Below are 23,987 nucleotides of genomic sequence, written 5' to 3' on the forward strand. Positions count from 1 at the left end.
TAGGCAATGAAAATTGATTTGACTGGTAAAATTGCGCTTGTTACAGGGTCTAATGCAGGGATAGGCCGACAAATCTTGGAGACTTTGGCTGCTTCCGGCGCCAAAGTGGCGGTAAACTATTTGTTCGGTTCTGCGGAGGAGACGGTGGACGCGATCCGTCAGGCCGGAGGAGAAGCTTATGCTTTTCAGGCAGACGCAACAAGTCCTGGTCAACTGGACAATATGGTGAAGGAAATAGAGGAGCATTTCGGCGGAACCATCGATATTCTCGTCAACAATGCAGGCGGCATGATCAATCGGGTTCCCAATACTGAAATGAACGAAGAGCATTACAACAAGGTGATGGACGTCAATTTTAAATCATGCGTGTTTGCCTGCAAAGCCGTATCCGCAGGGATGATTGCCAAGAAAAGCGGTAAAATCATCAATGTATCTTCCCTTGCGGCCCATGACGGCGGCGGACCGGGGGCTTCCATTTATGCAGCGGGCAAAGCTGCGGTATGGTCTTATACCAAGGGACTTGCCAAAGAGCTGAGTCCTTACGGGATTAATGTAAACGCTATCTCTCCCGGATTTATCGGTCAGACCGCTTTCCATGCTACCTTTACTGCGGATGCGGCAAGACAGGCAACGATTGCGAAGATTCCGCTGGGCCGGGAAGGTGCTCCACAGGATGTGAGCAATGTGGCACTCTTCCTTGCTTCAGAGCTGTCGGATTATCTGACAGGCGAAATTATTGAAATTAACGGAGGCTTGTTCATGCGATGATGAACCTTAAGGAGAAAGCAGATACTTTTTCCTGGGTTGGTCTTGAGGTGGATAAATTGAAAATGGAGCTGGATCCCTTCCGGAGAGAAGAGATTCTGCTCCCGACAGAACCTGGTGGCTGGTGGCACCAATATGTATGTCCCCAGCATCATACTGAGCTAATCTTCGATGTTATGGAGCAAGATGCGGTTGTCTTTTCTTGCCCGAAGGGCTGCAAGCTGGAAGGTGAACCCTACCGGGGAGCATGGCTGGTATACCGGCATCAGGCAATGGCGCGATACGCCCTGCAATCTGCCGTGGTATTCGCCGCAGACGGAGAAGAATTCTACAGCAGCTTAGCCCGGAAGATTCTTGTCGGTTATGCGGAGCAGTTTCCTTTGTATCCGGTTCATCCCGATGCTCAACCCTGGATGCTTAGTGGCCGTGCTTTTCATCAGGCGCTGACAGAGGCTATCTGGTCCACTACGCTTATTCGGGCCTATCTGCTGCTTGTGGATCATGGAGTAACGTTCACTGGGGAGGAAGAGGTAAAGCTGCAAGTGTTCTTCACGATGCTGGAGGAGAGTATGGAGCAATACCGCCACATCCTCATTTACGAGAAGAAGAATGCAGAGAACAACTATACCGCATGGCTGAATGCCAGCCTGGCTTGTGTATATGCCGCCAAAGGTACCAGAGAAAAGCTTGCTTCTTTGCTGGAGGGAGAAGGCGGATTCTATCATCATCTGTCCATTGGCGTGAAGCCAGATGGTTTTGAATTTGAAGGCAGCACGTACTACCATATTTTTGTATTGCGGGCTTATCTCATAGCAGCCGAGATGTACGGGCGCTTCGGGGTTGACCTCTATGATGCCAAAGGAGAACAGGGACAATCCATCCGTGGCATGTTTCAGTTGCTGGCAGAGCTTAGCGGCGATAACGGGGAGCTTCCAGCCGTGCATGATGGTCCTTATGCGCGCGTTCCTTTCGCCCGAGAAATTGCTGAAGTATTTGAAATAGGTATTGCGGTTTACAAAGACCCGAGTCTCCAGCCAATACTGGCGAATGCTTATAGATATCTATACGGGCAGGAATTAAGGACTGGTCTGGAGGCAGTGCTGTATGGAGCAGGTGAGAGTAAGGAACTTCAGACCAGTTACAGGGTGAGAGACTCTGTCCTACTGCCGGATTCCGGATTCGCCGTGCTCCGCCATCCGGGCAATCCGCTGTCCGTGCTGGCGGATTTCGGAGAGCATGGCGGATCACATGGACATTTCGACAAGCTTCATATCACGATTATGCACCGATGGGGAGAGGTTGCTCCCGAGCTGGGTATGGTTCCTTATGGATCTGTTTTGCGCAAGGAATGGTATTCCGAAACTGCGAGCCATAACACGGTCACCATCGGAGGTCGTTCCCAAGCTCCACATACCGGAAGCTGCTGTCAATTTCGCCAGGAAGGCAACGCTACGTACTTATGGATTCGTTCAGACGGCGCCTATGAAGGAGCTGTTCTAGAGCGGCATCTTGTATTGGCCGACGGTTGGCTGCTGGATTGGTTTCATGTTGAGCAAGTAACGGAGCGGAGTCAGGAAGTAGACTTATGGTTTCATCCGACGGGACATTTGCTGTTACCGTTCGACCCTCACCGTGTCCAGAAGGATTCTCCGGCAGTCCTTGGACTGGAAGCGGGTTATGGCTCAGTAGAAGTACTGTCCGCAATGAAAAATGAGACGGACTGTCCGTTAAATACGGAGTGGAATATCCGTTATGATGGAGTGAGCACCTGCAGGGAGTATGAAGTATCCACGAGTACTCTACTGGCGCCCGGCTCCACTATGTATGAAATCCGCACACCGGGTAATGCCGAAGACCCGAGTAGATTGCTACGAGGCATTATGCTTCGGCACAAAGGCCCGTCGGTTGATTTTATTACGGTTTATCGGGACGGTCACGAACCTGCTGTACTGAAGCTAGTGAGTCAGGTGGGCGAACCGCCCCAAATCCAAATAGCAACAACTGGGCAAGCAGTGGTGTATTGCCTTGACCCTAAAGCGGGACTGATTCAGGAAAAGTCCCGGAATACGGAGGAGTAGAGATGTTAGAACCTTTATTTCAACCTACCAGCGGCGTACTCGACCTGTCGTATGGGCCAGATGAACATATAGATGTTGGAGAGAATCCTCCGCGGTTTACTTGGATGCCTGCTTGTCTGGAAGAGAGCATGTATGAGCTGCAGATCTCCTCAAAAGCTGAATTTGAGTCTGAAGATACGTTGACCTACAGTAGAATTCCCTATAATTTGTTTACCCCGGATAAGCCGTTGGCGCCCGGCTCGTATTATTGGCGATACAGTCTTATCGGGGAGAATGATATCCGTTCCGAGTGGAGTAAAGTAAGAGCTTTTGTGGTGGAGGATGAATTGCCGCTAACGCCACTGCCTTCCCGTACAGAACGATATTCAGCTGCATCCGCCAACCATCCGCGGCTTTGGCTTCAAGCGGAACAGCTACCGTCTTACCGGGAAGTTGTCCGCCAAGACCCGATTTCAACTGGCTGGGAAGACTTCCTGAAGCATTCCGTTCTACCCTGGACAAAGCGCGAGCTTATTCCCGAGCCTGCACCGTATCCAGATAATAAGCGTGTCGCCACACTTTGGCGGCAGATGTATATGGACTGCCAGGAAGTCTTCTATGCTATCCGGCATCTTGCTATAGCTGGAGTTGTGTTGGAGGACGAGGCGCTTATCGCCAAAGCTAAAGAGTGGCTGCTTCATGCTGCAAGCTGGAACACAGATGGTACCACCAGCCGGGATTACAACGATGAATGCTCCTTTCGCATAGCCGGAGCGTTGGCATGGGGCTATGATTGGCTTCACGGCTCTCTGACGGAAGAAGAACGCCTTAAGGTAAGGCAGGCGCTACTGCTAAGAACCGGGCAGATCGCATTCCATGTCATCGAACGCTCCCGCATCCATCAAGTTCCTTATGACAGCCATGCGATCCGCTCTTTATCCTCTGTTCTCGTACCCTGTTGTATTTCCATGTTGGGTGAGGAGGAGAAGGCGCAGGAATGGCTTGATTATACGCTGGAGTACTTCTCCGCCATGTATACCCCATGGGGTGGCAAAGACGGCGGGTGGGCCGAAGGTCCGATGTATTGGACCACTCAGATGGCATTCGTTACGGAGGCGCTCAATCTAATTCGCAAATACATGGCAATCAATTTCTATGACCGTCCTTTCTTTCGCAAAACAGGTGACTTCCCGCTCTATTGCTTCAGTCCGGATACCATGAGGGCCAGCTTCGGCGATCAATCGTCACTGGGAGATCCGGTCAATCTCAAAACGGGCTTCAATATCCGTCAATTCGCGGGTTTAACCGGGAATGGCCAGTACCAATGGTATTTTGAGCAAACTAAGGAACTGAACCCTGACACCCAGATGATCTTCTATAACTACGGCTGGTGGGATTTCCGGTTCGATGAGATGGTTTATCGCACAGATTATCCGCAGATTTCTTCAGAGCCACCGGTGGCTGCAGAACCTTTGAAGTGGTTTCAGGATGTGGGATGGGTGGCCATGCATCATCGGATGGAGGATCCGCAGGAACATATCATGCTGTTGACCAAGAGCAGCCGTTACGGCTCTGTGAGCCATAGCCATGGGGATCAAAACGCCTTCCTGCTGCATGCCTTCGGCGAGCCCTTGGCTATTGAAAGCGGCTATTACGTTGCATTCAACAGTACGATGCATATGCAGTGGCGCAGGCAGACCCGCTCCAAGAACGCAATTCTTATTGACGGCAAAGGCCAATATGCTGGCACGGACAAGTCGAAGAACATGGCAGCCTACGGCAAGGTGTTGAAGGCGTATAGTACGCCCGGAATCAACTACACGCAAATGGATGCCACCGAAGCCTACCGCGAGAATGTACCCTATATCAAGCGGTATGTGCGGGAAATATTTTTCTTTGATAGCGCTTACTTCGTTATCACAGACAGTGTCGAGCTGGAACGTCCGGGAAAATTGGATTGGCTGTTTCATACGCTGTATCCCATGAAGCTGAAGGATCAATCTTTTAAAGTACATGGTAAAAAAGCTCAGTTGGAGGGCAGATTTGTCTATAGTTCCTCGGGAGAAATGACACTTAGCCAAAGCAATCAATTTACAGATGTAGATCCGAAAGAATGGGAAGGGCTGCCCGAGCATTGGCATTTGACTGCCTCTACTCAAGAGGCTGTAAGCCATCGGATCGTCACTCTTCTGATTCCCCAAAAAGCAGGAAGCCGGGATTACGTATCGTACTTTATGGACGATCAGGACCATGGGGTTCATGTCTACTTTACGAATCAGGGAATTACCCACCGGGTTGAGATCCCAAAAGCTTATTAGTCTTAAGATATCTTCATTTTACGTATACACCCCATTGTACAAGGAGAGGGTTATATTATGAAAAAATGGATTGGCATCTGTCTGGCTATCGTAATGGGTGCTACCGTTATTGCAGGTTGCTCGAGCAAGGACAAAGAAGAGACTGCCGGAGGCGCATCAAATACGCCGCAGAAAACTGAATTCTCGATCTCGATGCGGACGCTGGCTTTTAACTATGTTGAGAAATCACCCGACTTGAATAAGGACAAATGGGTGAAAAAGCTGGAGGAGATGACAAACACAGACTTGGATATTGTGTTGGTTCCTCATAAAGAGTTCGAGCAGAAAATGGTGCAGATGTTCGCTACTAATGATATACCGGATGTCGTTCAAGGTTCGGGCGGCGTAAATGGCAAGGAGATGGCTGGTTCTGTTGAAGCTGGTGTGTTCATGCCCTTGGATGATCTGCTGCAGCAAAACGGCCAGAACCTTTTGAAAGTAATCCCGAAGGAAGCTTGGGAGAACGTCACCTATCAAGGAAAAATTTATGCAATACCGGAGTTTCTGTCCAATCCCTCCCGCCGGGCGACTTGGATTCGCAAGGACCTGCTGGAACAAACCGGCTTGCAGGTTCCAAAAACGGTCGATGAGTACTTGACTGTGTTGCGTGCCTTCAAAAAGCTGGGGATAGAGAACCCGTACATGGGCCGCCAAGACTTCAAATATGCGGATGCTTTCTTTGGCGCTTATGATGTTTTTCCGTATCTGACTATGTTCGAGGAAGTAAACGGCCAGGTTCAGCCGAAGTTTATGGATAGCGAAAATATGATGAAGGCGTTGCAAACCTACAACACCATGTATACAGAGGGTTTGATCAACAAGGAATTTGCCACCATTAACCCGACCAACTACAAAAATGCGATTCTCTCAGGCAAAGCGGGCATGTGGACGATGAATGCCAACGAGCTTCTGCAGTGGGAGCAGCAACTGAAGGCTACGACGCCATCCGCCAAGCTGGAGATTATTCCTTCGCCAGTGGGACCTGATGGAAAAGGAGGCTCCTACTTGTACGGCTCCGCCACGCGCACCTACTTTATTAAGGAAGGTACGAAGAATGCTGCGGATATCGTGAAATTTTTTGACTGGATGCTGAGCGAAGAGGCAGAAACCTTCTTTACCTTTGGGATTAAGGACGAAACCTATAAGGAAGAGAACGGCAAAATCGTATACACTCCTCCTGCGGATTCCGCCGCTATAGATGAGGAGCGCTACCGCCAGTCATTCCTCTGGATGGTGCAGGATACTACTTATAATAAGGGTGTCCTTAACATGACAGAAGAAGGTAGAGGCTTGATCAATGTATACGATACTATTCTGGCTAACGAAGGCCGTGACGGAATTCAGTTCGACCCTCGGCTAGATGCCTTGGTGAAGAATCCAGACATTGCACCTAACTCGGACACGGCTCCTCCGGTACTGCTGACGCACATGGTAAAGATGGTATATGGCAAGGAACCTATCAGCGACTGGCCGAAGGTTGTGGAAGAGTGGCTTTCTAAGGGCGGCAACGACGTCATTAAGGAAGCTACGGAAAAATATAATAACAAAGCTGGCGTCACCATGCCTCGCAGATAAACTTATCCTCCAGGGGAGTTGGAATTCAATTAAGGGCTGCCGAGAGGTAGCCTTTTTAGTTAGGGCCAGTTTACTTTAATGTAATATCCAAAGTATGGATTATATGGTAAGTTAAATGGAGACATTCTAATGAACTATATAAAAAGAAATGGAGTGATTTCATGAAGATGCGGAATTCAAAACTTTTATATTATCTTGTCTGGATCATAGTGGGGGCGCTCTTATTACATTATGGAAACTCGCTAATTAGCCATTACACTGAAGAGGCACAAAAGAACTATCAATTAGAAAATACTGTATGGATCACGGCTATTGTCCCGTTTGTCTATGGAATCTATCTGGCGTTATTAGAAGGATTACCTAAAGCTTTTGTTGTTAATTGGCTTCTGTTGTTTATTGTGTTTCTTCCAAGTTTTCTTCTGCTTATGTATCCAACTTTAGTAATGTATTTTAACATTTCGAATATGGAGATATTCAAATTCGCAACCATACATGATGGAATAGTATTTGGTCTGGTTAGTGGAATGGCACTAGTTAAATCTCTAACGACAAACCGTTAACGAGATTACAGCATTGCTGTTACAGAATTATTGGAGCAGTATAAAATAGTTATATGTAAAATCACCCTTTCAATTATTTGCGTTTTATTGCAAGATATTTATGCATCATGTATTTTATTGAATAATAAGGGGGAGTGCGAATAATGTTATCATCCACAGAGCTTAGCAAGCTGAACGAAGTGAATTACAGGGAGGACCGTTTAGAGGTAGTTAATCATTTTTATGAGGATCTCTGTGATAAAAAAGTAGTCGATGGTTATATTTATTCTCTTAGTCGTTACGGGAAAATCTTTGCTAGTGCTGCCGGAGGTCGTTTCAGTTACGAAGAAGAAAGCACCCAGGAAATGAAAACGGATACAATTTTTCGTGTTGCTTCAATTACGAAGCTATTTACGGCGACAGCGATTTGGCAGCTTGCGGATGATGGTAAGATTTTTATGGGGCAGCCTGTGAGTTCTATTCTTCCAGAGTTTGATGCCGACCCTTTTAAGCCGATTACCATTGCACATTTACTGACTCATACCTCTGGCATCGCTCCCGATCCTGGCACTATAAGTGATACTTACTATAAAAGTGCATGGTGGTATATTTTTGAATCAGAGCTTGGAAAAGAAAACTGGATTAAAGCCGGTCTATCTAAAGGGATTCATTTTCCGGTAGGGACTCAATGGATGTATTCATCGTTTGGATACGCGATTTTGGGCGCAATTATCGAGAAAATAACAGGTGCTTTTGCAGAAAAATACATAATGGACCACATTGTAAAACCGTTAGGCATGAAAGATACCTTCTTTGATATACCAGCAGAAAAAGCTGGTAGGATCGCCATTCGTTCGGAAAGGGCTAAGGAATATCTTCAGAAGCTGCAAAACGGGGAAATTACGGATGCGGGACAAAGGTCTGAGGAAGAAATCAACGTTCCGGAAACTGGTGGTGGGTTATATTCCACAGTTGCTGATCTGCAAAAGTTCGGAATTATGCTGCTTAATCAAGGGCAATACGAAGGGAGTCATATCTTAAGCCGAATGGCTGTACAAAGAATGACCAAGCGGTTTAATTCTGAGAAAATTCCAAACTACGCATGGGGAGATGCAGGAGCGGATCGACCATACGGACTGGGACCAGACCTTCGCTATAATGTGAGTACTTCTTACTCTGAAGGCACTTTTTTTCACGAAGGGGCTGGGGCCTGTGCCTTATTCGTTGACCCGGTTGAAAAGCTGATTGCCGTTTGGTATCTTCCTTTTCACAAAGGGGTATGGGACGGTAGAGCGGTATTTGGCACCCACAATGTGATCTGGTCCGGACTCGAATAAGAAAAAGACTTTTTTTATGTGATATCTATAGATAGGCAGGATGTGACTTATGTTTGAGATGATAAAGCACCGCTTTCGCATTATGAGGGCGGTTGCTTTTGTTACTTATAAGGAATGGAGTGCGTACAGGACGCATTCGATGGTTTCTATTTTTGTAGGCCCAGTGTACTTTTTAGTGCAGTATTATATATGGAGCGCTGTTTATAGCGGGGAATCTTATATCAACGGGATGTCACTCTCCCAAATGCTTTCCTATTTTTGTGCTACGATGTTGATCAACTATTTGACGATGGATTTTGCCGATTGGAATTTACAAATGCTTATTCGTACCGGGAAATTCATTACGTTTTCGTTAAGACCGCTAAATCATATGTTCTTTGCTTTGTCTCAGAAGGCAGGGCATAGGGTACTTGGGCTTTTATTTGAATTTTTACCCTGCTTTATGATCTTTTTCTTTATTTTTCATATTGATGTCTTACCTGCAAATTTACTATACGCGATTCTTTCGATAGCTATGGCGTTTATGATGAATTTTTTCATTCATTATAGTATTGGAATGGTCGCTTTTTGGATGGTGCAATCCTCTAGTATTCGTAATTTTTTTAATCTTTGCGAAGGGATATTTTCAGGATCGCTGATTCCATTAGTATTTTTCCCAAAATCCTTACAAATGGCGTCCTTTTTCTTACCCTTTCAATACACGGCCTTTCTTCCCGCAATGGTCTATACAGGTAGCTATACTTTAGCGGATATAACCTTACCTATTCCTCAAGTGTTATTGCTGCAGCTCATAGCGGTAATTATTGCCGGAGTTATCTGCCGGGTGCTGTATGCGGTGTCGCTTAAGCATTTTACGGGGGTGGGCGCATGAAACGTATGTATCAAATATATAAAACCTGCATGAAGGCGAATATTGCTTCTGCTATCACTTATCGTGTTAATTTTATTCTTAATAGTCTTATCATGCTCATAGGGAATGTGCTGTTTCCTCTAGTAACGGTATTCATTTATAATTCGAATGCTTCATTTGCAGGTTGGACCTTTAAAGAGGCGCTGTTGATTCAATCCGTTTTTATTCTGTCTACGGCTTGTGCCGGGATTTTTTTTAACGGAATTATGTGGAATACGATGTCTCATGTTGTAGAAGGGACTTTGGAAGTGGTATTAATTAAACCGACCTCGAGCCTTTTTCTGCTGTTGGCCAGATCTTTTGAGTTCGAAAGTATCGGGCTTTTAGGCGGAGGAGTAATCATGTTCGTATACGCACTTAGCGGAATCGATGGGATGACCATCGGCTCTTGGTTATTGTTCCTGTTGTTGTTTGGCGCAGGGCTGCTTGTTATGTTCGGCGTGGCGCTTATTGTGGCAGCGATTTCCTTCAAATGGGTAGCGAATTCCCGCTTGCCGGAGATGTTTGAGAGCATTAAGTCTTTTGGACGTTATCCAGGGACGATTTTTCCTAAAGCAGTCGTAGCCGTGAGTTCTTTTCTGTTTCCGGTTTCCATGATTGCTTACTTTCCAGCATCTACACTGATTGGCCGATGGGAACCCTATTTTTTTATAGCGATTATCCCTTGTGTGTTATTTGCTGCCTTCGGAATTTGGCTCTATACATACATGCTTCGCAGTTACAAAAGCGCCGGAGGATAAAAGATTAGTTTAGCTCTAAGAAGGAGAATTTCACTTGGACATTATTACCGTCAAGAACTTAACCAAGCAATATGAAACCTATCACCGTGGACAAGATGCAAAAAGTGTATTTAAAAGTCTGTTTCACCGTGAAAAATCGATCATTACCTCTGTAGAAGATCTTTCGTTCAGTGTTGGAAAAGGAGAAATCATTGGCATTCTGGGTCCAAACGGTGCGGGGAAATCTACGACTATTAAAATGCTGACAGGCGTCCTTTATCCTACCTCGGGCGAAATAAATGTTCTAGGGTACAACCCTCATAAGCAGAAAAATCAATATGTAAAACAAATAGGGGTATTGTTCGGACAGAAATCGCAGTTAATATGGGACATACCCCCTTTGGATAGCTTTTATATGAACAAGGAAATCTATGATATTCCTACGAACGACTTTCGTACAAGACTAGACCGATTTGTAAACATGTTTGAGATTGGCGATATTATCACTAAACCCACACGCACCCTTTCCCTGGGAGAACGAATGAAATGCGAGTTTATTATGGCGATGCTTCATTCACCACCTGTGGTTTTTTTGGATGAGCCGACGATCGGGCTGGATGTGATAGCTAAACAAAGAATCAGAGAATTCATTAAGCAAATGAATCAGGAAGGCACCACATTTATTCTGACAACACATGACTTGGAAGATGTAGAGCGTTTGGTTCAAAGAGTACTTATAATTCATCAAGGGAAAAAAGTATATGACGACAAGTTTTCTGAACTTCGACTGCATCTGGGCGCCAAAAAAGTAGTTAGGCTTTCAGCCGCCACAACTATTGGAGATATTGATCTGCCTGGGACTCTGATATCGGAAAGAATATCGGATTACGAAGTGGAGCTGCTGATCGATACCGAGCAATGTAAAATGGGCGAGTTTCTGCATATTCTTAGCGAAAAGGTAGAGATCCTTGATATATCTATTAAGGAGATTCCCATTGAAAAAATCATCAGCTCCATTTATGAGATGGATACGGGAGAGCATATTCAAGCTTGAGAACGGATCATCTGCAGATTTAGATCGAGCATGGACCATAACTTTTCAGTGATCTCTTTTGCAGAGCAAGGATTACTATGAGTAAACCACCATTCAATTACTCCGACAGTCGCCGAACTCAAAAATTGCACAGATATATCTTTACTCAGCTCATCCAGGTTAAAATTGTTTTCTAAAAATTGTACCTTAATCTGCTCATTTATCATTTCTTGTAATTGGTTTCTAAAGGAGAGTAAAGCTTTGTTTCTTAATAAAGTCTTATAAAAGAGAGCATTCTCCTCCAATTGTTCCAGCGTGCGGAGCAATGACGCCTTCGAGGGATTAGGTTCGGTTTCATCCTCCACTGCGGAGCAGCTTTCGATTAGTTGCCGGAGCTGAGCCTCCAGACATTTATCCATCAGATCGTATTTATCCGCATAATGGGAATAAATCGTTCCGCGGTTTACATCAGCGCGCTCTGCGATTTCGTTGATCGTTATTTTTTCAAAATCTTTTTCAGCCATCAGTTGAATTAATGCATTCATGATGGCTGTTTGGTTTTTTTTTAATTCTTCTGTCCATGGTAAGACTCCCTTTTTATTAAACAATGTATTGTATTCTGTTGAAAAATCAACAAAATCGATCAAACTAACGATTGAACCCTACCGGAGATGTGATAATCTGATTTTATCGAACAGTTGATCAAAATTCAACAAATGTCTAAAAAGGGATAGAGGAGTTAAATATGAGAGTTTTAGTTTTTGGAGCGGGAGTATTAGGCAGCTATCTTGCACATGTTCTAGTGCGTGGGGGAAATGATGTCACCATGCTTGCCAGAGGAAAGCGAGCAGAGCAATTGACGAAAGACGGACTTGTGCTTCGCCATTATTTTCAAATTAAAAACACTGTGGATACAGTAAAGGTCATCTCTACGCTTCGATCCGATGATCTCTATGATCTTATTTTTGTTGTTATGAAATATAATGATTTTCCATCTGTGTTACCTATTCTAGCTGAGAATCAGAGTCAGAATATAATTCTTGTGGGGAACAATGGCGATGCTCCTGGCATGCAAAAGGATCTACAGGAAATGAGCAATGTGAGGAAAAATATACTCTTCGGATTTCAGCTTAGTGCAGGAATTCGGGAAACGAGCGGTCGCGTTATCAAAATACACGCAGGAGGGCAAATGGTACTTGGCAGTTTAGACGGTGAGATTCCAATAAAGCCTGTACTGGATGATGCGTTTAAAAATGTTAAGTATAAGCTAACTTATCATGAGGATATGGATGCTTGGCTCAAAAGTCATATCGTGCCTATAGTGGCTTTGAACTCCCTTAGTTATCTGCATGACGGGGATTTGAAAAAGGTATCCAAAGATAAGAAGCTATTAAAACAAGCCATTTCAGTAATGGATGAGGGGTTTCAAATCATGGAGCAATTAGGTTATACTGTCACTCCAGCAGGGCAAGTTAACTTTGTTCGAAAGCACAAGCAGGCTGTATATTATGGTCTGACAATAATTCATAAATTACCGTTTATGAAATTAGTGGACGGTTCTTTCAGCGAAATAGCAGCTTTGTTTGATTCATTTGATATTTTGAAGCAACAAGCAAACATCGCAACGTCCAATTGGGATCAACTTAAAAAACAAGCGTTTTCGAAGTTTAATGCAAATGTATAACAATCTTGTTCAGGAGGTATACAATCGATGGCTATATATTTTATAAGGCATGGAATAGATGAAGATGGCTTTCGTGGGGGTTGGAGTCAACGTGGACTTGTAGTAGAGGGATATAGACAAGCCGAACGTCTTGGATATTATCTTAAGGAAAATCAATCTAACTTTAACATAACCCGTATTCTTTGTAGTGATTTGCAACGTGCGTTAGATACAGCAAATGAGATCGCCAGAGAGCTTAATTTGCCTGTTGAAAGCAGCCAGTATTGGAGAGAAACGAACAATGGTGTAATCGCTGGAATGCCCCATGAAATCGCAAATGAACGATACCCGGGTCTTTATTTCTCGGCTTTAAGAATGGATGAAAGATTTCCAGGAGGAGAAAGTCCTCAGGAATTTTTTACGCGAATAAGTTCAAGTTTCTCAAAACTATGTAATGAACTGGAGAGTACTGATCCAAATGAAAATGTAATTATGGTCACTCATGGTGGCGTAATTAATGTTATATACCATATTTTAAAAGGGCTAACGTGGACGAATAAGAATGCTCATTTCCCGACTTCATATACTAGTATTCATAAAATAGAGTATCAAGCAGATAAGTGGGCAGTTACAGCAGAAAATCTAACGGAACATATATCAAGGGATCAGGCTGCTGGTAAGGCCAATTGATTGGGAGGTACAAATATGGGTTTATTGAATGCGCTGATTGAGCAAGCCAAGAATCCTAGAGGGTTCGTAGGAAATATCATGATCAAAATCATGAATCAGGCACATACCAGCATCACCGTTCAACGATGGATTTTTTGGGACGATCACAGCGATTCAGACGCATTATTTCTGGCCGGACCTCGAACAAGATATAAGTGAAGCATTTAGGGTGCTGATAGCAGGCGGTACATTTGTTATTATTTCTGAGATCTATAAAATCAATTATCATATGAAGCAATTCACTAAGAACGAAGAGATGGAGCAGTTATTACGGAAATCGGGCTTTCAGACGGTAAATATTCACGAGAATAACAAATGGAGATGTTATGTCGGAAAGAAATAAAGCGGCCGCACCGCCCCAAAAAAGGACGACACAGCCGCTTCGTTTCACCAGCTAATTAAGCCGGGAAGGTTTTAAACAAACAACGAACGGGAAATGATGACCAGCAAGATGAAAAGTACCAAAATCGCTCCGGTCGAAGTGAAAGCTCCTCCTTGAAATTCACCCATGATTTATTCCTCCTCAACTTATGTCTTCTTCTCAATTGCTGTGACTGGTGTCGCAGCTTTCTGAGATAATGACATCATATGCCGAAGAGGGCCTGTTGCACTGGTCTATGGCCTATTGCTCGTCAATATGGGCTTTTAGGATACGTAATCCTTTAGGGAGATGATTTTTAAGCTGGCCTAAACTCGCCTTGCCCCAACTAATTGGCAAACCATCTAAAGTTACAAGTGTCCATCCATGTAATTCGCTGGGGACAGGCAGGCTTTCACCGCGGAGCCAAGCATGTATTTCCGGGCCCTCACTGCTGAGATCAAAGCTTCGTGATGCTTGTAGGGGCTGAAGTGCCATAGCTAATGCATGAGCAGGTTCAATCCGATTTTTCTTCAAATGGGCAATATGTAGTCCAGCTCGTGGAATACGCAGTCCGTCCAGCAGCCCGGTATGGAGGTTGCCATTAAAGGACTCTGGCAGCAAATAAAGAGATTCGCCGAAGAGCAGGGGTACACCTTGGCATGAAAGACCAGGCAGTTCTACCGCAGCCCAGTCTTGAAAAAGCTGGTAGGCATCACGTATAGAAGAATTAGTTTTTGGGTTGTTTTTGCTTCGGCGTTTTTTGGCGTTGCGGTTGGCATCGTCATTCACGGATACAGTGTCAATTTGCTTACGCAGGAGTGCAACAAAGTGACCTTCGCCCTTTTCTAAATGCGGCCAAAGGCGTTTGCAGGTGAGTAGTTCCATATCGGGGTAACTAGCCGTCAATCGAGCAATGGTTTCTTCATTCTCTTGACGGTTAAAGGTGCAGGTAGAGTAAGCTAAAGTACCCCCTGGTTTAAGCATAATGTAGGCGTCTTGCAGGATATCCCATTGTCTCGCTGCGCACATAACTACATGAGCAGGAGACCATTCTTGAATGGCTTTTGGATCTTTTCGGAACATGCCTTCTCCAGAACAAGGAGCATCCAGCATAATTCGGTCAAAAGCTTGCGGGAAACGCGCAGATAGCTGTTCTGGTGTTGCACAGGTTACGAGGGTATTCTTAATGCCCAGACGTTCAACGTTCTCTGCTAGAATTTTTGCGCGTTCCGGATGGATTTCATTAGAGATTAAGAGGCCTTGTCCCTGCATTAAACCAGCGATATGCGTAGTTTTACCTCCAGGGGCTGCTGCAAGATCGAGGACGGTTTCACCGGGTTCAGGTGCCAGCAGTTCAGCTGCGGACATTGCGGAAGGCTCCTGAATATAATATAGTCCAGCGGCATGGTAAGGATGTCTGCCTGGTCGAGCGGGCTCATCATAATAAAACCCGCCCTGGCACCATGGGATAGGCTTCAAAATAAATTGTGAGACTGTACGGTCCACCGCAACTTGGCCTATGGCTGAGGTGCTTTTTAGCGGATTAAAGCGCAGTCCTTGAGTTCGTGGCGCTGAATAACTTTCTAGAAAAGCATCTGCCTCTTGCCCCAGCATTTCTTTAATAGATGCGGTGTAAGAGGCAGGCAGCTGTTCTTCCTTCATAGATCATTCTCCTTTTTCTTAGTTGCTGTTTCATGTTTATACCGATAAAATCAAGGTATGGGGAACGTAATCGTACCTGAAATTCTACATATATTCAACTATATCATAATTGCCAAGTCTTACAGTACACAGGGCAATTGTAAAGGGGATGTACCATATGAATTTGCTGCAAGCGCTCTTCTTCCCGCCGGAGCAACCCGGTGGTGTATCATCTATGATCCCTTATCTTCAGGAAAGATTCCGTTCAAGCCGTTGGGAGATGGATTTGTTTTGGCTGCCTAAGCGGATTCGCAATAAGGGGCATGAGGAAGTAATATTCGAGACGTTTGATTGGACGCAGTATGGAGAAAGTCCGATCGTTCAAAAATATATTCAGACCTATCGTGATTATTTATGGTGGACAAAACTGCGGATGAGTAAGCCTTATGATCTTATTCATTCTCATCATCCGATTGCTGGCTTAGCGATGAAAAAAGTGTTCCCTGATACTCCGTTAATTCATACCCTGCATTCCAGTTACGAGCGGGAATTGATTCTAAATGGAGCGATTTCCGAGGATGGCTTGGAGCATCGTTTTCTAGTCTCACTTTATCGTGAACTTGAGCATGTTAGTGATCGATTAATGACGGTGTCGCGATCTTTTGCAGAGTATGTGGCCCCTTATATTATTGATCCTTCTAATATAGGTGTTATACCGAATGGTTTTGATGAAAAAAGATTTAAGCCTGTTCCGCATGATAACGCTATTCCGCAGCTAGTGACCGTGACACGTCTGGTTCCGGCTAAAGGAATAGATATATTACTCAACGCTTGCGCGGAGCTTAAAAATCGCGGCCATGAGTATGTACTGCATATTATTGGCGACGGTCCTTCACGTGCGGATCTGGAAAAGATGGCCCAGCATTTAGGGATCTATAATGAAACGATCTTTTACGGATATACGCTGCACCCTGAAGAATTCATGCCATTCTTTGATATTTTCGTATTGCCCTCTCGGGCGGAGGCGTTCGGTTCAGTGTTTGCGGAAGCGGCACTTAGCTGCCTGGCTTTAGTGGGGACAAATGTGGGCGGAATACCGGAGCAGATTGAAGATGGTGTGAATGGTTTATTGGTCAGTCCTGACGATGAGATTGCTCTTGCTGATGCATTAGAGAAGGTGATATCTGATCCGGCTTATCGTTATGAGCTTTCGCGCTCCGCATGGGATAAAGCCAAAAGCCTATATTCGTTGACACGAGTTGCTAATGAACTTAAAAAAACCTATTTACAGTATCCTTCAGGAACGAAAGGGTGAGCACCTATGATTCCATTTCGCTTTCTGCATACTGCTGATTTACATCTGGATAGCCGTTTTGCCGGGCTGGCGCATATTTCGCCAGCCATTCGTGCTTATTTACGTGAGTCTACCTTTGCCGCCCTCGGGCGGCTTGTCCGCGTTGCGATCCAAGAGAATGTTGATTTTATTGTCATTAGTGGAGATGTGTATGATGTTTCAGATGCATCATTACAGGGACAGCTGCGATTTCAGGAAGCGCTCAAAGAACTCGGTGAGCACGGGATTCACGTGTTCCTGATTCATGGCAACCACGATCCGCTTGACGGACTGCGTCTGACAACGGAAATGCCAAAGCATGTTACCGTATTTGGCGGAGAGAAGCCAGATCACGCTACAGCTTGCCGCCGTATAGATGGCCAAGAAGTTGCCATCGTTAGTGGAATCTCTTACCCAACGGCGAAAGTGACGAACAACACAGCAGTAACCTTTTCTCGTAAACCTGGCAGCAGCCTGTTTCATATTGCGATGCTGCATGGCAATGTAGACGGTGATTTGCTGCATGAGACCTATTCTCCTTGCAGTCGCAGGGACCTTATCGAACGGGGGTTTGATTATTGGGCGCTTGGACATATTCATAAACGTAGTGTACTGCATGAGAAGCCTGTGATTGTATATCCAGGCAATATACAAGGGCGCAGCATTAAGGAAACCGGAGCTAAAGGTTGTTATATTGTGGATGTAGATGAGGCTGGAAGATCCACTCTGCAATTTCATGAACTGGATTTCGTCCGCTGGCAGGTTAGAGACTTATCTATAGAAGGATTAAGCAATGAAGCAGAATGGATACAGAAAGTGGAGCAGGTTATTGAAGACATCCGCGCGGAGCTCCCGGAGCTCATGTCGGTGGTCAGATTTCGTCTGATTGGGCGAGGGGACGTACATAAAGTATTGGCTGAAAAAGGGGCAGCAGAGGATTTGCTGTCTGAACTCCAGCGCCGTGAGGCGATTAGGGCTGAGCGTAAAGATTACAAAGGGCTTGTCTGGACGGAAGGGTTCGCTATAGAGTCCGGTTTAGCTATTGATCGCCAACGCTTATTGGAAGAGGATAGTTTTCTTGGAGAAATGCTGCGCATTGCAGAGCATACGGAACATTCCCCGGAAGCGCTCGAAGAACTATTAAATAGTGCGCTTAAACCGCTATTGGAGAATCAGGAGCTGCGAAAGCTGTTGTCTATGACTAGTCAAGAAGAGAAATTGAGCTGGCTACGTGGTGCAGCAGAGCAGGGAATCACGATGCTTGGCGGGATGGATGATACTGTTGAAGCGGCGGAAAGTCTTTCGTATCAACAAGCCGGAGGGCAAAACGATGAGAATTGAACATTTGCATATCAATGGCTTTGGGCGTCTTCACAATCGAGAGATTCATTTAACGCAGGGAGTGACCGTACTTTATGGGCGTAATGAAGCAGGAAAAAGTACGACACTGCAATTCATACGCTCTATGCTGTTTGGAATTCCAAGCCGTGGAAATCCCTTGGAAAGGTATGAACCTTTGCAAGGTGGATTGCATGGGGGAACCTTGAAGATACGTGACAGTAATGATGGTTTGTGGACCATTCGCCGTTTTGCTTCAGGTGCTGAGGGATCAGGAAGAAATGAAAAGCTGAACATTACAGTAAATCATCCAAATGAAATGACTCAAGAGCTGGGACAAGCTGAAATGGAACGACATTTACTTGGGGGGATCTCTAGGAGTATGTTCCAGCAATTGTTCGCAGTTTCACTGGACGAGCTGCAGGAGCTTGCTGCCCTTCAATCTGAGGAGATGAGCAGCTTTCTTTTTCATGCAGGTATGGGCGGTGGCGGTGCAATCATGCGCGCGGAACGCCGTTTGGTGCAGGAAGCTGAGAAGCTGTACAAACCTCGTGGCAAGCTGCAAGAAGCAGCAAAAGTTGTGCAAGCCATAGAAAAGCTTGAGCGACAAATGGTTGAGAGCCGTTCTTATCTTCCGCGATATAACGATAATATAGTGGCATTGAGGGTAACGGAGTCGGAGCTAGATGAATTGGAGCAACAGCGCAAGCTCACTGGAGAGCAGCTAGTGATGTTTCGAAAAGCACAGGAAGTCCGTGAGCTGTGGTTAAAGTGGAGCGAGGCTCAGCTAGAGCTGCAAGGATTGCCATTGATTTCAGCCTTTCCTGAAGAAGGAGCAACTCGCTTTCAGGCGTTTGAAGGAGAAATTCGGAATGCACAGGGATCAGTAGTACGTTATGAACGTCTTCTAAGCGAGCTTACTATTGAACTGGCAAAGAACCCTCCAGATGAAGTATTAGCAGCGCAGGGGCCTGTTTTAGAGCGGCTGGACCGGCATCGGAGCAGTTACGAGAACCGTAGAACGGAAAGACAGCGGCTTGAGGGAGAATTAACGGCGCTGAATGAGCATTTGCGGCGAATTCTGCGCGGCATTGATGTGAGCTGGGGCCCTGCAGAGCTGACTTCGTTCTCTGGGACAGCGGCGGATCGTGAAGCTGCACGGAAGTTTGCGGCGGCGTTCGCTAGTTATGACCGCCGCATGGAGGCGGAGGGTGCAACGCGGCAGTCGTTGCGATCCCGTTTGGCCGCTGCCTCAGCGTCGCTCCAAGCAGCAGAACGGGCGCTGGCGCGTGAGCACGCTACCGGCGCGGAAGCTTTTGCGCAGCTGGCTCCGCGCAGCGCCCGTGAAGTGCTGCAGCTGTGGGACGAGCTGCAGCAGGCGGCCGAACGCTGGCGCGAAGCGCAGCTCAGCGAAGGGCCAGCGCGCGGCGCCGGAAGTGACGGCCTTGGCGCGAAGCGCATGGCCGCGCTCTACCGGCGCCTGCTGTGGGCTGGGGCAGCACTAACCGTGCTGCTGCCCGCAGCGCTGTGGCTGACCGGTGCTCCGCCGGCCAGCGCCGTGCTTGCGATCGGCCTGCTGGGCGCGGCCGATCTGGCCCTTTGGGCCGGCTTGCGCGGAGCGCGCCGGCCGGAAGCGTCCCCGCCAGAGCATGGCGGGGACGTCAGCGCAGCCGCAGCCGAGATGCTGCGGCTGCGGGGCAGCTGCTCTCCGGGGCGGAGCCGGAGAGCGTTGTGCCGGGGCGGCGGACGGCCGCCCCGGGGTCCAGCCCTGACGCAGGCGGGCTGGAGGCCTACATGAGGGAGCTTCGCAGGCTCATGGAGGCTTGGTCAGCTTGGCGGCAGCGCATCGAACGCTATGCCGCCGAGCGTGATGCCTGCCGCACGGAGCTGGAGACGCTGGCAGGCCAAGAGAAGCTGCTCGCTGAAGAAATGCACCGGGCGGAGGCGGCATTCACGGAAACTGCTGAGCAATATGAAGAATGGCTTCGCCAACGCAGGTTGCCTGAAGGATTATCTCCTGAAGGGCTGCCGGATATTTTTGCTATGGTTGAACAAGGGAATGAGCTGCTGCGCCAAGAGAATAAACTCTCCTTACGATTGAAGGAGCTGGAAGCAGAATGTAACGTGTTTGAGGAGGAGCTGCTCGCTCTTATTTATGAGTCGGGTGCTGATCTTGGCGACGAGTCTGGTGTAGCGGCAGCTGGCTTTGAAATAGATCCGCAAGAGGGGAAACGAGTATCTGCATTAACCTTACTAAGCTGGCTGGAACTGCGAAAAAGAGCATGGGATGATCTGAAAAAGGACTTGATTCGCCGGGAAACTATGCAGTCAAGATTGCAGGATGTGGATGAAGAACTCAAGGAGAGCCACAGGATATTAGGTGAGCTGAGAGAACAGCGTGAGCTTCTGATACAGGAAGGCGGGGCGACTGGTGGAGAGGATTTCTTACGCAGGTCAGCAGCTGTGCAGCGGCGCAGTGATCTGAATAAATCGATTCGCCAGTGGGAGCTTGCTATGTTCGGTGGTTGGGAGGAAGAACGGGTTACTGCTCTGCTGGAATTATTAAATCATCATGATGCGGAAGCATTGCAGCTGGAGCGGTCATTGGCTGAAGAGTTAATGGAACGGCAGGAAGAGGGTTGGAACAGCCTGCTGGAGCAACGAGGTAAGCTGCTTCAGGAAAGGGAGTATTTGAAGGAGCGCTGCGTGGAGGATTCTGTTATTCAGCAACTGGAAGAGCAGAGAGCAGCCTTGCGGATCGTGGCTGATAAATACGCAGTGGCAGCGATAACTGCCGAACTAATCGGGCGAACTCGCCGTGTGTATGAGCAGGAGAAGCAGCCACAGGTATTACTGCTTGCCTCAGATTATTTCTCCAAGCTGACAGAAGGGGAATATAAAAGGGTTGTTATGACACTAGGGCATAAAGAGCTGAAAGCTGAACACAAGAATGGGAGATTACTAGACAGCGGACTGCTCAGCCGAGGGACGGCAGAACAGCTGTATCTTGCCATCCGGCTGGCATTGGCAGAGACCATGTCACGGCAAATATCGCTGCCGCTGTTATTCGATGATCTCTTCGTTAACTTTGATGAGTCTCGTCTTCATGCTGCACTTGGACTTCTGGGAGAACTGTCGATCTCCCGCCAGATTGTGATGATGACCTGTCACAAGCATGTGGCGGAAGCGGCAGCACGTATGATTCCTACAGCAGCGGTTATTTCCGTGTAGTTCGGGTGATTGGTTTTACGGATACGATACTGTTCCCCTTCTCCTTTGAGTTCGATGAAGTATTACTACCTGGTGGAGAGGACCATGGTGTTCGTAGCAGTTTGACAGCCCAGACCAGTGATAAACCTCCGAAGATTGGGTAGAACACGGAGAGCAGTGAACTAAAGCCGAACTGGCTCAGTAAATAGCAGATCAACATCAGTAGTGGTGTAATCAATGCGGTTGATAGGGGAAGCCGTTGCTTAAGCTGTACAGCTACTCCATAAATATCGGCGACAAAAGTGCTGAAGATCTCCAAAAAGATCAGCAGCAGATATATAGTTTGCACTACAGTACCCAACCGGACGGCGATGCTGCCCATCGGAATTTCAAACTTGAGAATCCCTGGCATCTGTGAGCTCATTGCGAAATGTGCGGCAATCAACATAAAACCAATCCCGGTACCCCCAATAATACCGCCCCATACAAGGGATTTTTCTTCCTCTGTGTGACGAGCCATAGGGACTAAAACAGCTTGTGCCATCCCTAAATTAAAGGCGGTGTAGAGCAGCGGTGACATCCATGCCCCAAAGAGAGAGCGATCGTTATCAAGGAACAGGAACCGTCCAGCTCCCGGAATTTGAAAAGTATTAAAAATAATGATAAGTGACAGAGTAAGCATTAAAGGAACTACAATACTGTTCATTTGCAGAATACCGGAAATTCCTCGTTTTAGCAGAAAGTATGAACCAAGCAATGTGATAATTAGTCCAGTCTGATAATGAAGTCCGAGATGCTCCTGAAAAATAGCGCCGGCCCCTGCAAGCATAATACTGTTCACTCCGATCAGGACGACCATCGTGAACAAACTGATGGTGCTTCCGACCTGTTCCCCGAAGAGGTGACGGTTAAAGTCCTCATAGGATTCCGCTTCTATTCGCCGAGCAATGACCATCATTTTTGTACCCAGCCATATGAACAATATAGTTGAGAGCAGGATGGTCAGGACTGCCCAGTGCCCGTAACGTGTGAAGAATTTTAATATTTCCTGCCCGGTGGCGAATCCGGCTCCTACAATGGTGCCAATATAAGTGAAAGCGATCTGTAATGTTCGGACATGTGATTTCATGGCTCCCCTCCTAATAGTTTTACGAAGCTAAAGAAAAATCATAATGAGTGCTATGCAGGATAACCTTGTGTACTCTGTATAGTACAGGTTATGATGAGGATCAGTAGGACATGACTTCCGTCGTAATTGCTTTATGATCAGTGATTAATTTGTACGGAATGTCTGCGATTATAAAGGGTATTGGAGGTTCAAAGTCATGGAAGTGTTGAAACAGCGGATTTTGGAAGAAGGTGTCGTCGTTTCGGATGAGGTGCTGAAGCTGGATGCACTGCTAAATCATCAGGTTGATCCACAGCTTACGATGGAAATGGGACGGGAGTTTGCCGGGAGGTTTGCGGACTCAGGAATTACACGTATTGTGACCGTAGAATCCTCGGGCATTGCCGTGGCATTTGCCACCGCGTATGAATTAAAGGTGCCGCTAGTTTTTGCACGCCGCAAAAAAACACTGTTAGCTGATCCGGATGCGCTTTGCGAAAGAGTTCCGTCTTTTACAAAAGGTATTGTTACAGATATTATGCTGTCTCGCCAGTTCATCTCTCCAGAGGATAAAATCCTCTTTATTGATGATATTATTGCCAATGGTGATGCAGCGCGTGGATTGATTAAGATCATTCAACGTTCTGGCGCTGAGCTAGTTGGTCTTGGTGTTGTAGTAGAAAAAAGCTTTCAGGCAGGGGCTCGGACGATCAGAGAGCAAGGCATTCGTCTGGAGTCACTCGTAAGAATTACCTCTCTAAATGGAGGCACCATCGAATTTGGGGAATAGCCTAATTGGTAATAAGAACAGGCCTATTTTTTAAACAACTGCTTTTCACCCTATGGATTTTCCTTTATAATAAAAATTAGACATAGGGAGGAGGCGTCACAATGGGGAAAGAACCGGTGACTGAACAATTTTTTATTGATAAATTAACCGAGGCCAAGGATCATTTCGAGCGTGCGCTGGATTGCAAACACACGGAATTCGACGATCTGTATCCCTATATGATTGAACATCCTCAGTTTTTTTGGTACAAACGCTATGTAGCCTGGTCAGAGCTTCTGACAATCAAAGGTTTGTGCGAAGAGTTATCCTTCCCGTGGAGGGAGAAATTCACAACTAACCAAGTGGAGTATCTGGAGCAACGTGTGATGTCCGCTAAAGTTCTTGACTTCTGGTTTGAGAAGAATGAAGCGCTGATATAAGAATGCTTTAGTAGACATGCAAGTCGTTAATTGCCTACATGAGACCCAGATGATTTATCATTTGGGTCTTTTTTCTGAGACTAAATAGGACAAGCTATGACAG

At 46.4% G+C, this 23,987-nt stretch carries 21 protein-coding genes and 1 pseudogene; 18 read left to right on the plus strand and 4 right to left on the minus strand.

Translation table 11 applies throughout. The annotated features are described in order from the left end of the window. Nucleotides 1-6: 6 nt before the first annotated feature. The 9 genes from NST58_RS11460 to NST58_RS11500 all read left to right on the plus strand — a co-directional run bounded on the left by NST58_RS11460 (nt 7) and on the right by NST58_RS11500 (nt 11,313). Nucleotides 7-768, plus strand: coding sequence for a glucose 1-dehydrogenase (locus NST58_RS11460; RefSeq protein WP_076218080.1), 762 nt, complete (start codon nt 7-9; stop codon nt 766-768). Continuing rightward, a complete protein-coding gene (locus NST58_RS11465) occupies nt 765-2,843 on the plus strand; it encodes a heparinase II/III family protein (protein ID WP_076218081.1) in 2,079 nt (692 codons plus the stop codon). The genes NST58_RS11460 and NST58_RS11465 overlap by 4 nt, the downstream gene beginning before the upstream one ends. 2 nt (nt 2,844-2,845) lie before the next feature. Beyond that, the gene (locus tag NST58_RS11470; protein WP_339247805.1) at nt 2,846-5,140 is read left to right on the plus strand and encodes a DUF4962 domain-containing protein; all 2,295 of its coding nucleotides are present in this window, start codon (nt 2,846-2,848) and stop codon (nt 5,138-5,140) included. Between the two features lie 57 nt (nt 5,141-5,197). Continuing rightward, nucleotides 5,198-6,754 carry an extracellular solute-binding protein gene (locus NST58_RS11475; RefSeq protein ID WP_339247808.1) on the plus strand — a complete coding sequence of 519 codons (1,557 nt, stop codon included), beginning with the start codon at nt 5,198-5,200 and terminating at the stop codon, nt 6,752-6,754. Between the two features lie 161 nt (nt 6,755-6,915). After that, nucleotides 6,916-7,314, plus strand: coding sequence for a hypothetical protein (locus NST58_RS11480; RefSeq protein WP_339247811.1), 399 nt, complete (start codon nt 6,916-6,918; stop codon nt 7,312-7,314). Between the two features lie 143 nt (nt 7,315-7,457). After that, entirely contained in the window at nt 7,458-8,630 is a 1,173-nt protein-coding gene (locus NST58_RS11485; RefSeq protein WP_339247814.1) for a serine hydrolase domain-containing protein, read from the plus strand. Between the two features lie 49 nt (nt 8,631-8,679). Beyond that, entirely contained in the window at nt 8,680-9,501 is an 822-nt protein-coding gene (locus NST58_RS11490) for an ABC-2 family transporter protein (RefSeq protein WP_076186659.1), read from the plus strand. Beyond that, nucleotides 9,498-10,280, plus strand: coding sequence for an ABC-2 family transporter protein (locus tag NST58_RS11495; protein WP_036689373.1), 783 nt, complete (start codon nt 9,498-9,500; stop codon nt 10,278-10,280). The genes NST58_RS11490 and NST58_RS11495 overlap by 4 nt, the downstream gene beginning before the upstream one ends. A gap of 34 nt (nt 10,281-10,314) precedes the next feature. Beyond that, on the plus strand, nt 10,315-11,313 hold the full coding sequence (locus NST58_RS11500; RefSeq protein WP_248549246.1) for an ATP-binding cassette domain-containing protein: 999 nt from the start codon (nt 10,315-10,317) through the stop codon (nt 11,311-11,313). Here the strand turns inward: NST58_RS11500 and NST58_RS11505 are convergent. After that, on the minus strand, nt 11,304-11,939 hold the full coding sequence (locus tag NST58_RS11505) for a TetR/AcrR family transcriptional regulator (RefSeq protein ID WP_339247818.1): 636 nt from the start codon (nt 11,937-11,939) through the stop codon (nt 11,304-11,306). The two genes, NST58_RS11500 and NST58_RS11505, sit on opposite strands and share 10 nt — an antisense overlap. Nucleotides 11,940-12,037: 98 nt before the next feature. On the opposite strand from NST58_RS11505, the gene NST58_RS11510 reads away from it, so the two are divergent. The 3 genes and pseudogenes from NST58_RS11510 to NST58_RS11520 all read left to right on the plus strand — a co-directional run bounded on the left by NST58_RS11510 (nt 12,038) and on the right by NST58_RS11520 (nt 14,027). Continuing rightward, on the plus strand, nt 12,038-12,976 hold the full coding sequence (locus NST58_RS11510; protein ID WP_076218086.1) for a 2-dehydropantoate 2-reductase N-terminal domain-containing protein: 939 nt from the start codon (nt 12,038-12,040) through the stop codon (nt 12,974-12,976). A gap of 27 nt (nt 12,977-13,003) precedes the next feature. Beyond that, on the plus strand, nt 13,004-13,645 hold the full coding sequence (locus tag NST58_RS11515; protein WP_339247821.1) for a histidine phosphatase family protein: 642 nt from the start codon (nt 13,004-13,006) through the stop codon (nt 13,643-13,645). Nucleotides 13,646-13,660: 15 nt separating this feature from the next. Further along, nucleotides 13,661-14,027, plus strand: a pseudogene (locus NST58_RS11520) (methyltransferase domain-containing protein). Nucleotides 14,028-14,098: 71 nt separating this feature from the next. Here the strand turns inward: NST58_RS11520 and NST58_RS11525 are convergent. Both NST58_RS11525 and NST58_RS11530 read right to left on the minus strand, forming a co-directional pair. Next, nucleotides 14,099-14,194: a sporulation protein YjcZ gene (locus tag NST58_RS11525; RefSeq protein WP_081383126.1), complete on the minus strand. Its 96-nt coding sequence runs from the start codon at nt 14,192-14,194 to the stop codon at nt 14,099-14,101. 112 nt (nt 14,195-14,306) lie between these two features. Further along, nucleotides 14,307-15,707 (minus strand): RsmB/NOP family class I SAM-dependent RNA methyltransferase, encoded by a 1,401-nt coding sequence (locus tag NST58_RS11530; RefSeq protein WP_339247824.1) that lies wholly within the window; start codon nt 15,705-15,707, stop codon nt 14,307-14,309. Nucleotides 15,708-15,864: 157 nt separating this feature from the next. Here NST58_RS11530 and NST58_RS11535 point away from each other — a divergent pair, with 157 nt between their 5' ends. The 4 genes from NST58_RS11535 to NST58_RS11550 are packed head-to-tail and all read left to right on the plus strand — an operon-like array spanning nt 15,865 to nt 21,588. After that, the gene (locus tag NST58_RS11535) at nt 15,865-17,001 is read left to right on the plus strand and encodes a glycosyltransferase family 4 protein (protein WP_076191391.1); all 1,137 of its coding nucleotides are present in this window, start codon (nt 15,865-15,867) and stop codon (nt 16,999-17,001) included. Between the two features lie 6 nt (nt 17,002-17,007). Next, nucleotides 17,008-18,360 carry a DNA repair exonuclease gene (locus NST58_RS11540; RefSeq protein WP_076191394.1) on the plus strand — a complete coding sequence of 451 codons (1,353 nt, stop codon included), beginning with the start codon at nt 17,008-17,010 and terminating at the stop codon, nt 18,358-18,360. Next, nucleotides 18,350-20,155, plus strand: a complete 1,806-nt coding sequence (locus NST58_RS11545) for an AAA family ATPase (RefSeq protein ID WP_339247828.1) — start codon at nt 18,350-18,352, stop codon at nt 20,153-20,155. Before NST58_RS11540 ends, NST58_RS11545 begins: the two co-directional genes overlap by 11 nt. Beyond that, a complete protein-coding gene (locus NST58_RS11550) occupies nt 20,152-21,588 on the plus strand; it encodes a hypothetical protein (protein WP_339247831.1) in 1,437 nt (478 codons plus the stop codon). The genes NST58_RS11545 and NST58_RS11550 overlap by 4 nt, the downstream gene beginning before the upstream one ends. Here NST58_RS11550 and NST58_RS11555 read toward each other — a convergent pair. After that, nucleotides 21,575-22,696 carry a hypothetical protein gene (locus NST58_RS11555; RefSeq protein WP_076220631.1) on the minus strand — a complete coding sequence of 374 codons (1,122 nt, stop codon included), beginning with the start codon at nt 22,694-22,696 and terminating at the stop codon, nt 21,575-21,577. The genes NST58_RS11550 and NST58_RS11555 overlap by 14 nt on opposite strands. A 196-nt stretch (nt 22,697-22,892) precedes the next feature. On the opposite strand from NST58_RS11555, the gene NST58_RS11560 reads away from it, so the two are divergent. Continuing rightward, nucleotides 22,893-23,465, plus strand: coding sequence for a xanthine phosphoribosyltransferase (locus NST58_RS11560; RefSeq protein ID WP_038569895.1), 573 nt, complete (start codon nt 22,893-22,895; stop codon nt 23,463-23,465). A 101-nt stretch (nt 23,466-23,566) separates the two neighbouring features. Continuing rightward, nucleotides 23,567-23,884 (plus strand): hypothetical protein, encoded by a 318-nt coding sequence (locus tag NST58_RS11565; RefSeq protein WP_036689410.1) that lies wholly within the window; start codon nt 23,567-23,569, stop codon nt 23,882-23,884. Nucleotides 23,885-23,987 lie beyond the last annotated feature (103 nt).

This window comes from Paenibacillus sp. FSL R10-2796 (genome assembly GCF_037965315.1).
Lineage (GTDB): Bacteria > Bacillota > Bacilli > Paenibacillales > Paenibacillaceae > Paenibacillus_AQ > Paenibacillus_AQ odorifer.

Coding starts and splice junctions, on each gene's coding strand:
- NST58_RS11460 (WP_076218080.1), top strand. CDS start 7: ATGAAAATTGATTTGACTGGTAAAATTGCGCTTGTTACAGGGTCTAAT.
- NST58_RS11465 (WP_076218081.1), top strand. CDS start 765: ATGATGAACCTTAAGGAGAAAGCAGATACTTTTTCCTGGGTTGGTCTT.
- NST58_RS11470 (WP_339247805.1), top strand. CDS start 2,846: ATGTTAGAACCTTTATTTCAACCTACCAGCGGCGTACTCGACCTGTCG.
- NST58_RS11475 (WP_339247808.1), top strand. CDS start 5,198: ATGAAAAAATGGATTGGCATCTGTCTGGCTATCGTAATGGGTGCTACC.
- NST58_RS11480 (WP_339247811.1), top strand. CDS start 6,916: ATGAAGATGCGGAATTCAAAACTTTTATATTATCTTGTCTGGATCATA.
- NST58_RS11485 (WP_339247814.1), top strand. CDS start 7,458: ATGTTATCATCCACAGAGCTTAGCAAGCTGAACGAAGTGAATTACAGG.
- NST58_RS11490 (WP_076186659.1), top strand. CDS start 8,680: ATGTTTGAGATGATAAAGCACCGCTTTCGCATTATGAGGGCGGTTGCT.
- NST58_RS11495 (WP_036689373.1), top strand. CDS start 9,498: ATGAAACGTATGTATCAAATATATAAAACCTGCATGAAGGCGAATATT.
- NST58_RS11510 (WP_076218086.1), top strand. CDS start 12,038: ATGAGAGTTTTAGTTTTTGGAGCGGGAGTATTAGGCAGCTATCTTGCA.
- NST58_RS11515 (WP_339247821.1), top strand. CDS start 13,004: ATGGCTATATATTTTATAAGGCATGGAATAGATGAAGATGGCTTTCGT.
- NST58_RS11525 (WP_081383126.1), bottom strand. CDS start 14,194: ATGGGTGAATTTCAAGGAGGAGCTTTCACTTCGACCGGAGCGATTTTG.
- NST58_RS11530 (WP_339247824.1), bottom strand. CDS start 15,707: ATGAAGGAAGAACAGCTGCCTGCCTCTTACACCGCATCTATTAAAGAA.
- NST58_RS11535 (WP_076191391.1), top strand. CDS start 15,865: ATGAATTTGCTGCAAGCGCTCTTCTTCCCGCCGGAGCAACCCGGTGGT.
- NST58_RS11540 (WP_076191394.1), top strand. CDS start 17,008: ATGATTCCATTTCGCTTTCTGCATACTGCTGATTTACATCTGGATAGC.
- NST58_RS11545 (WP_339247828.1), top strand. CDS start 18,350: ATGAGAATTGAACATTTGCATATCAATGGCTTTGGGCGTCTTCACAAT.
- NST58_RS11550 (WP_339247831.1), top strand. CDS start 20,152: ATGAGGGAGCTTCGCAGGCTCATGGAGGCTTGGTCAGCTTGGCGGCAG.
- NST58_RS11555 (WP_076220631.1), bottom strand. CDS start 22,696: ATGAAATCACATGTCCGAACATTACAGATCGCTTTCACTTATATTGGC.
- NST58_RS11560 (WP_038569895.1), top strand. CDS start 22,893: ATGGAAGTGTTGAAACAGCGGATTTTGGAAGAAGGTGTCGTCGTTTCG.
- NST58_RS11565 (WP_036689410.1), top strand. CDS start 23,567: ATGGGGAAAGAACCGGTGACTGAACAATTTTTTATTGATAAATTAACC.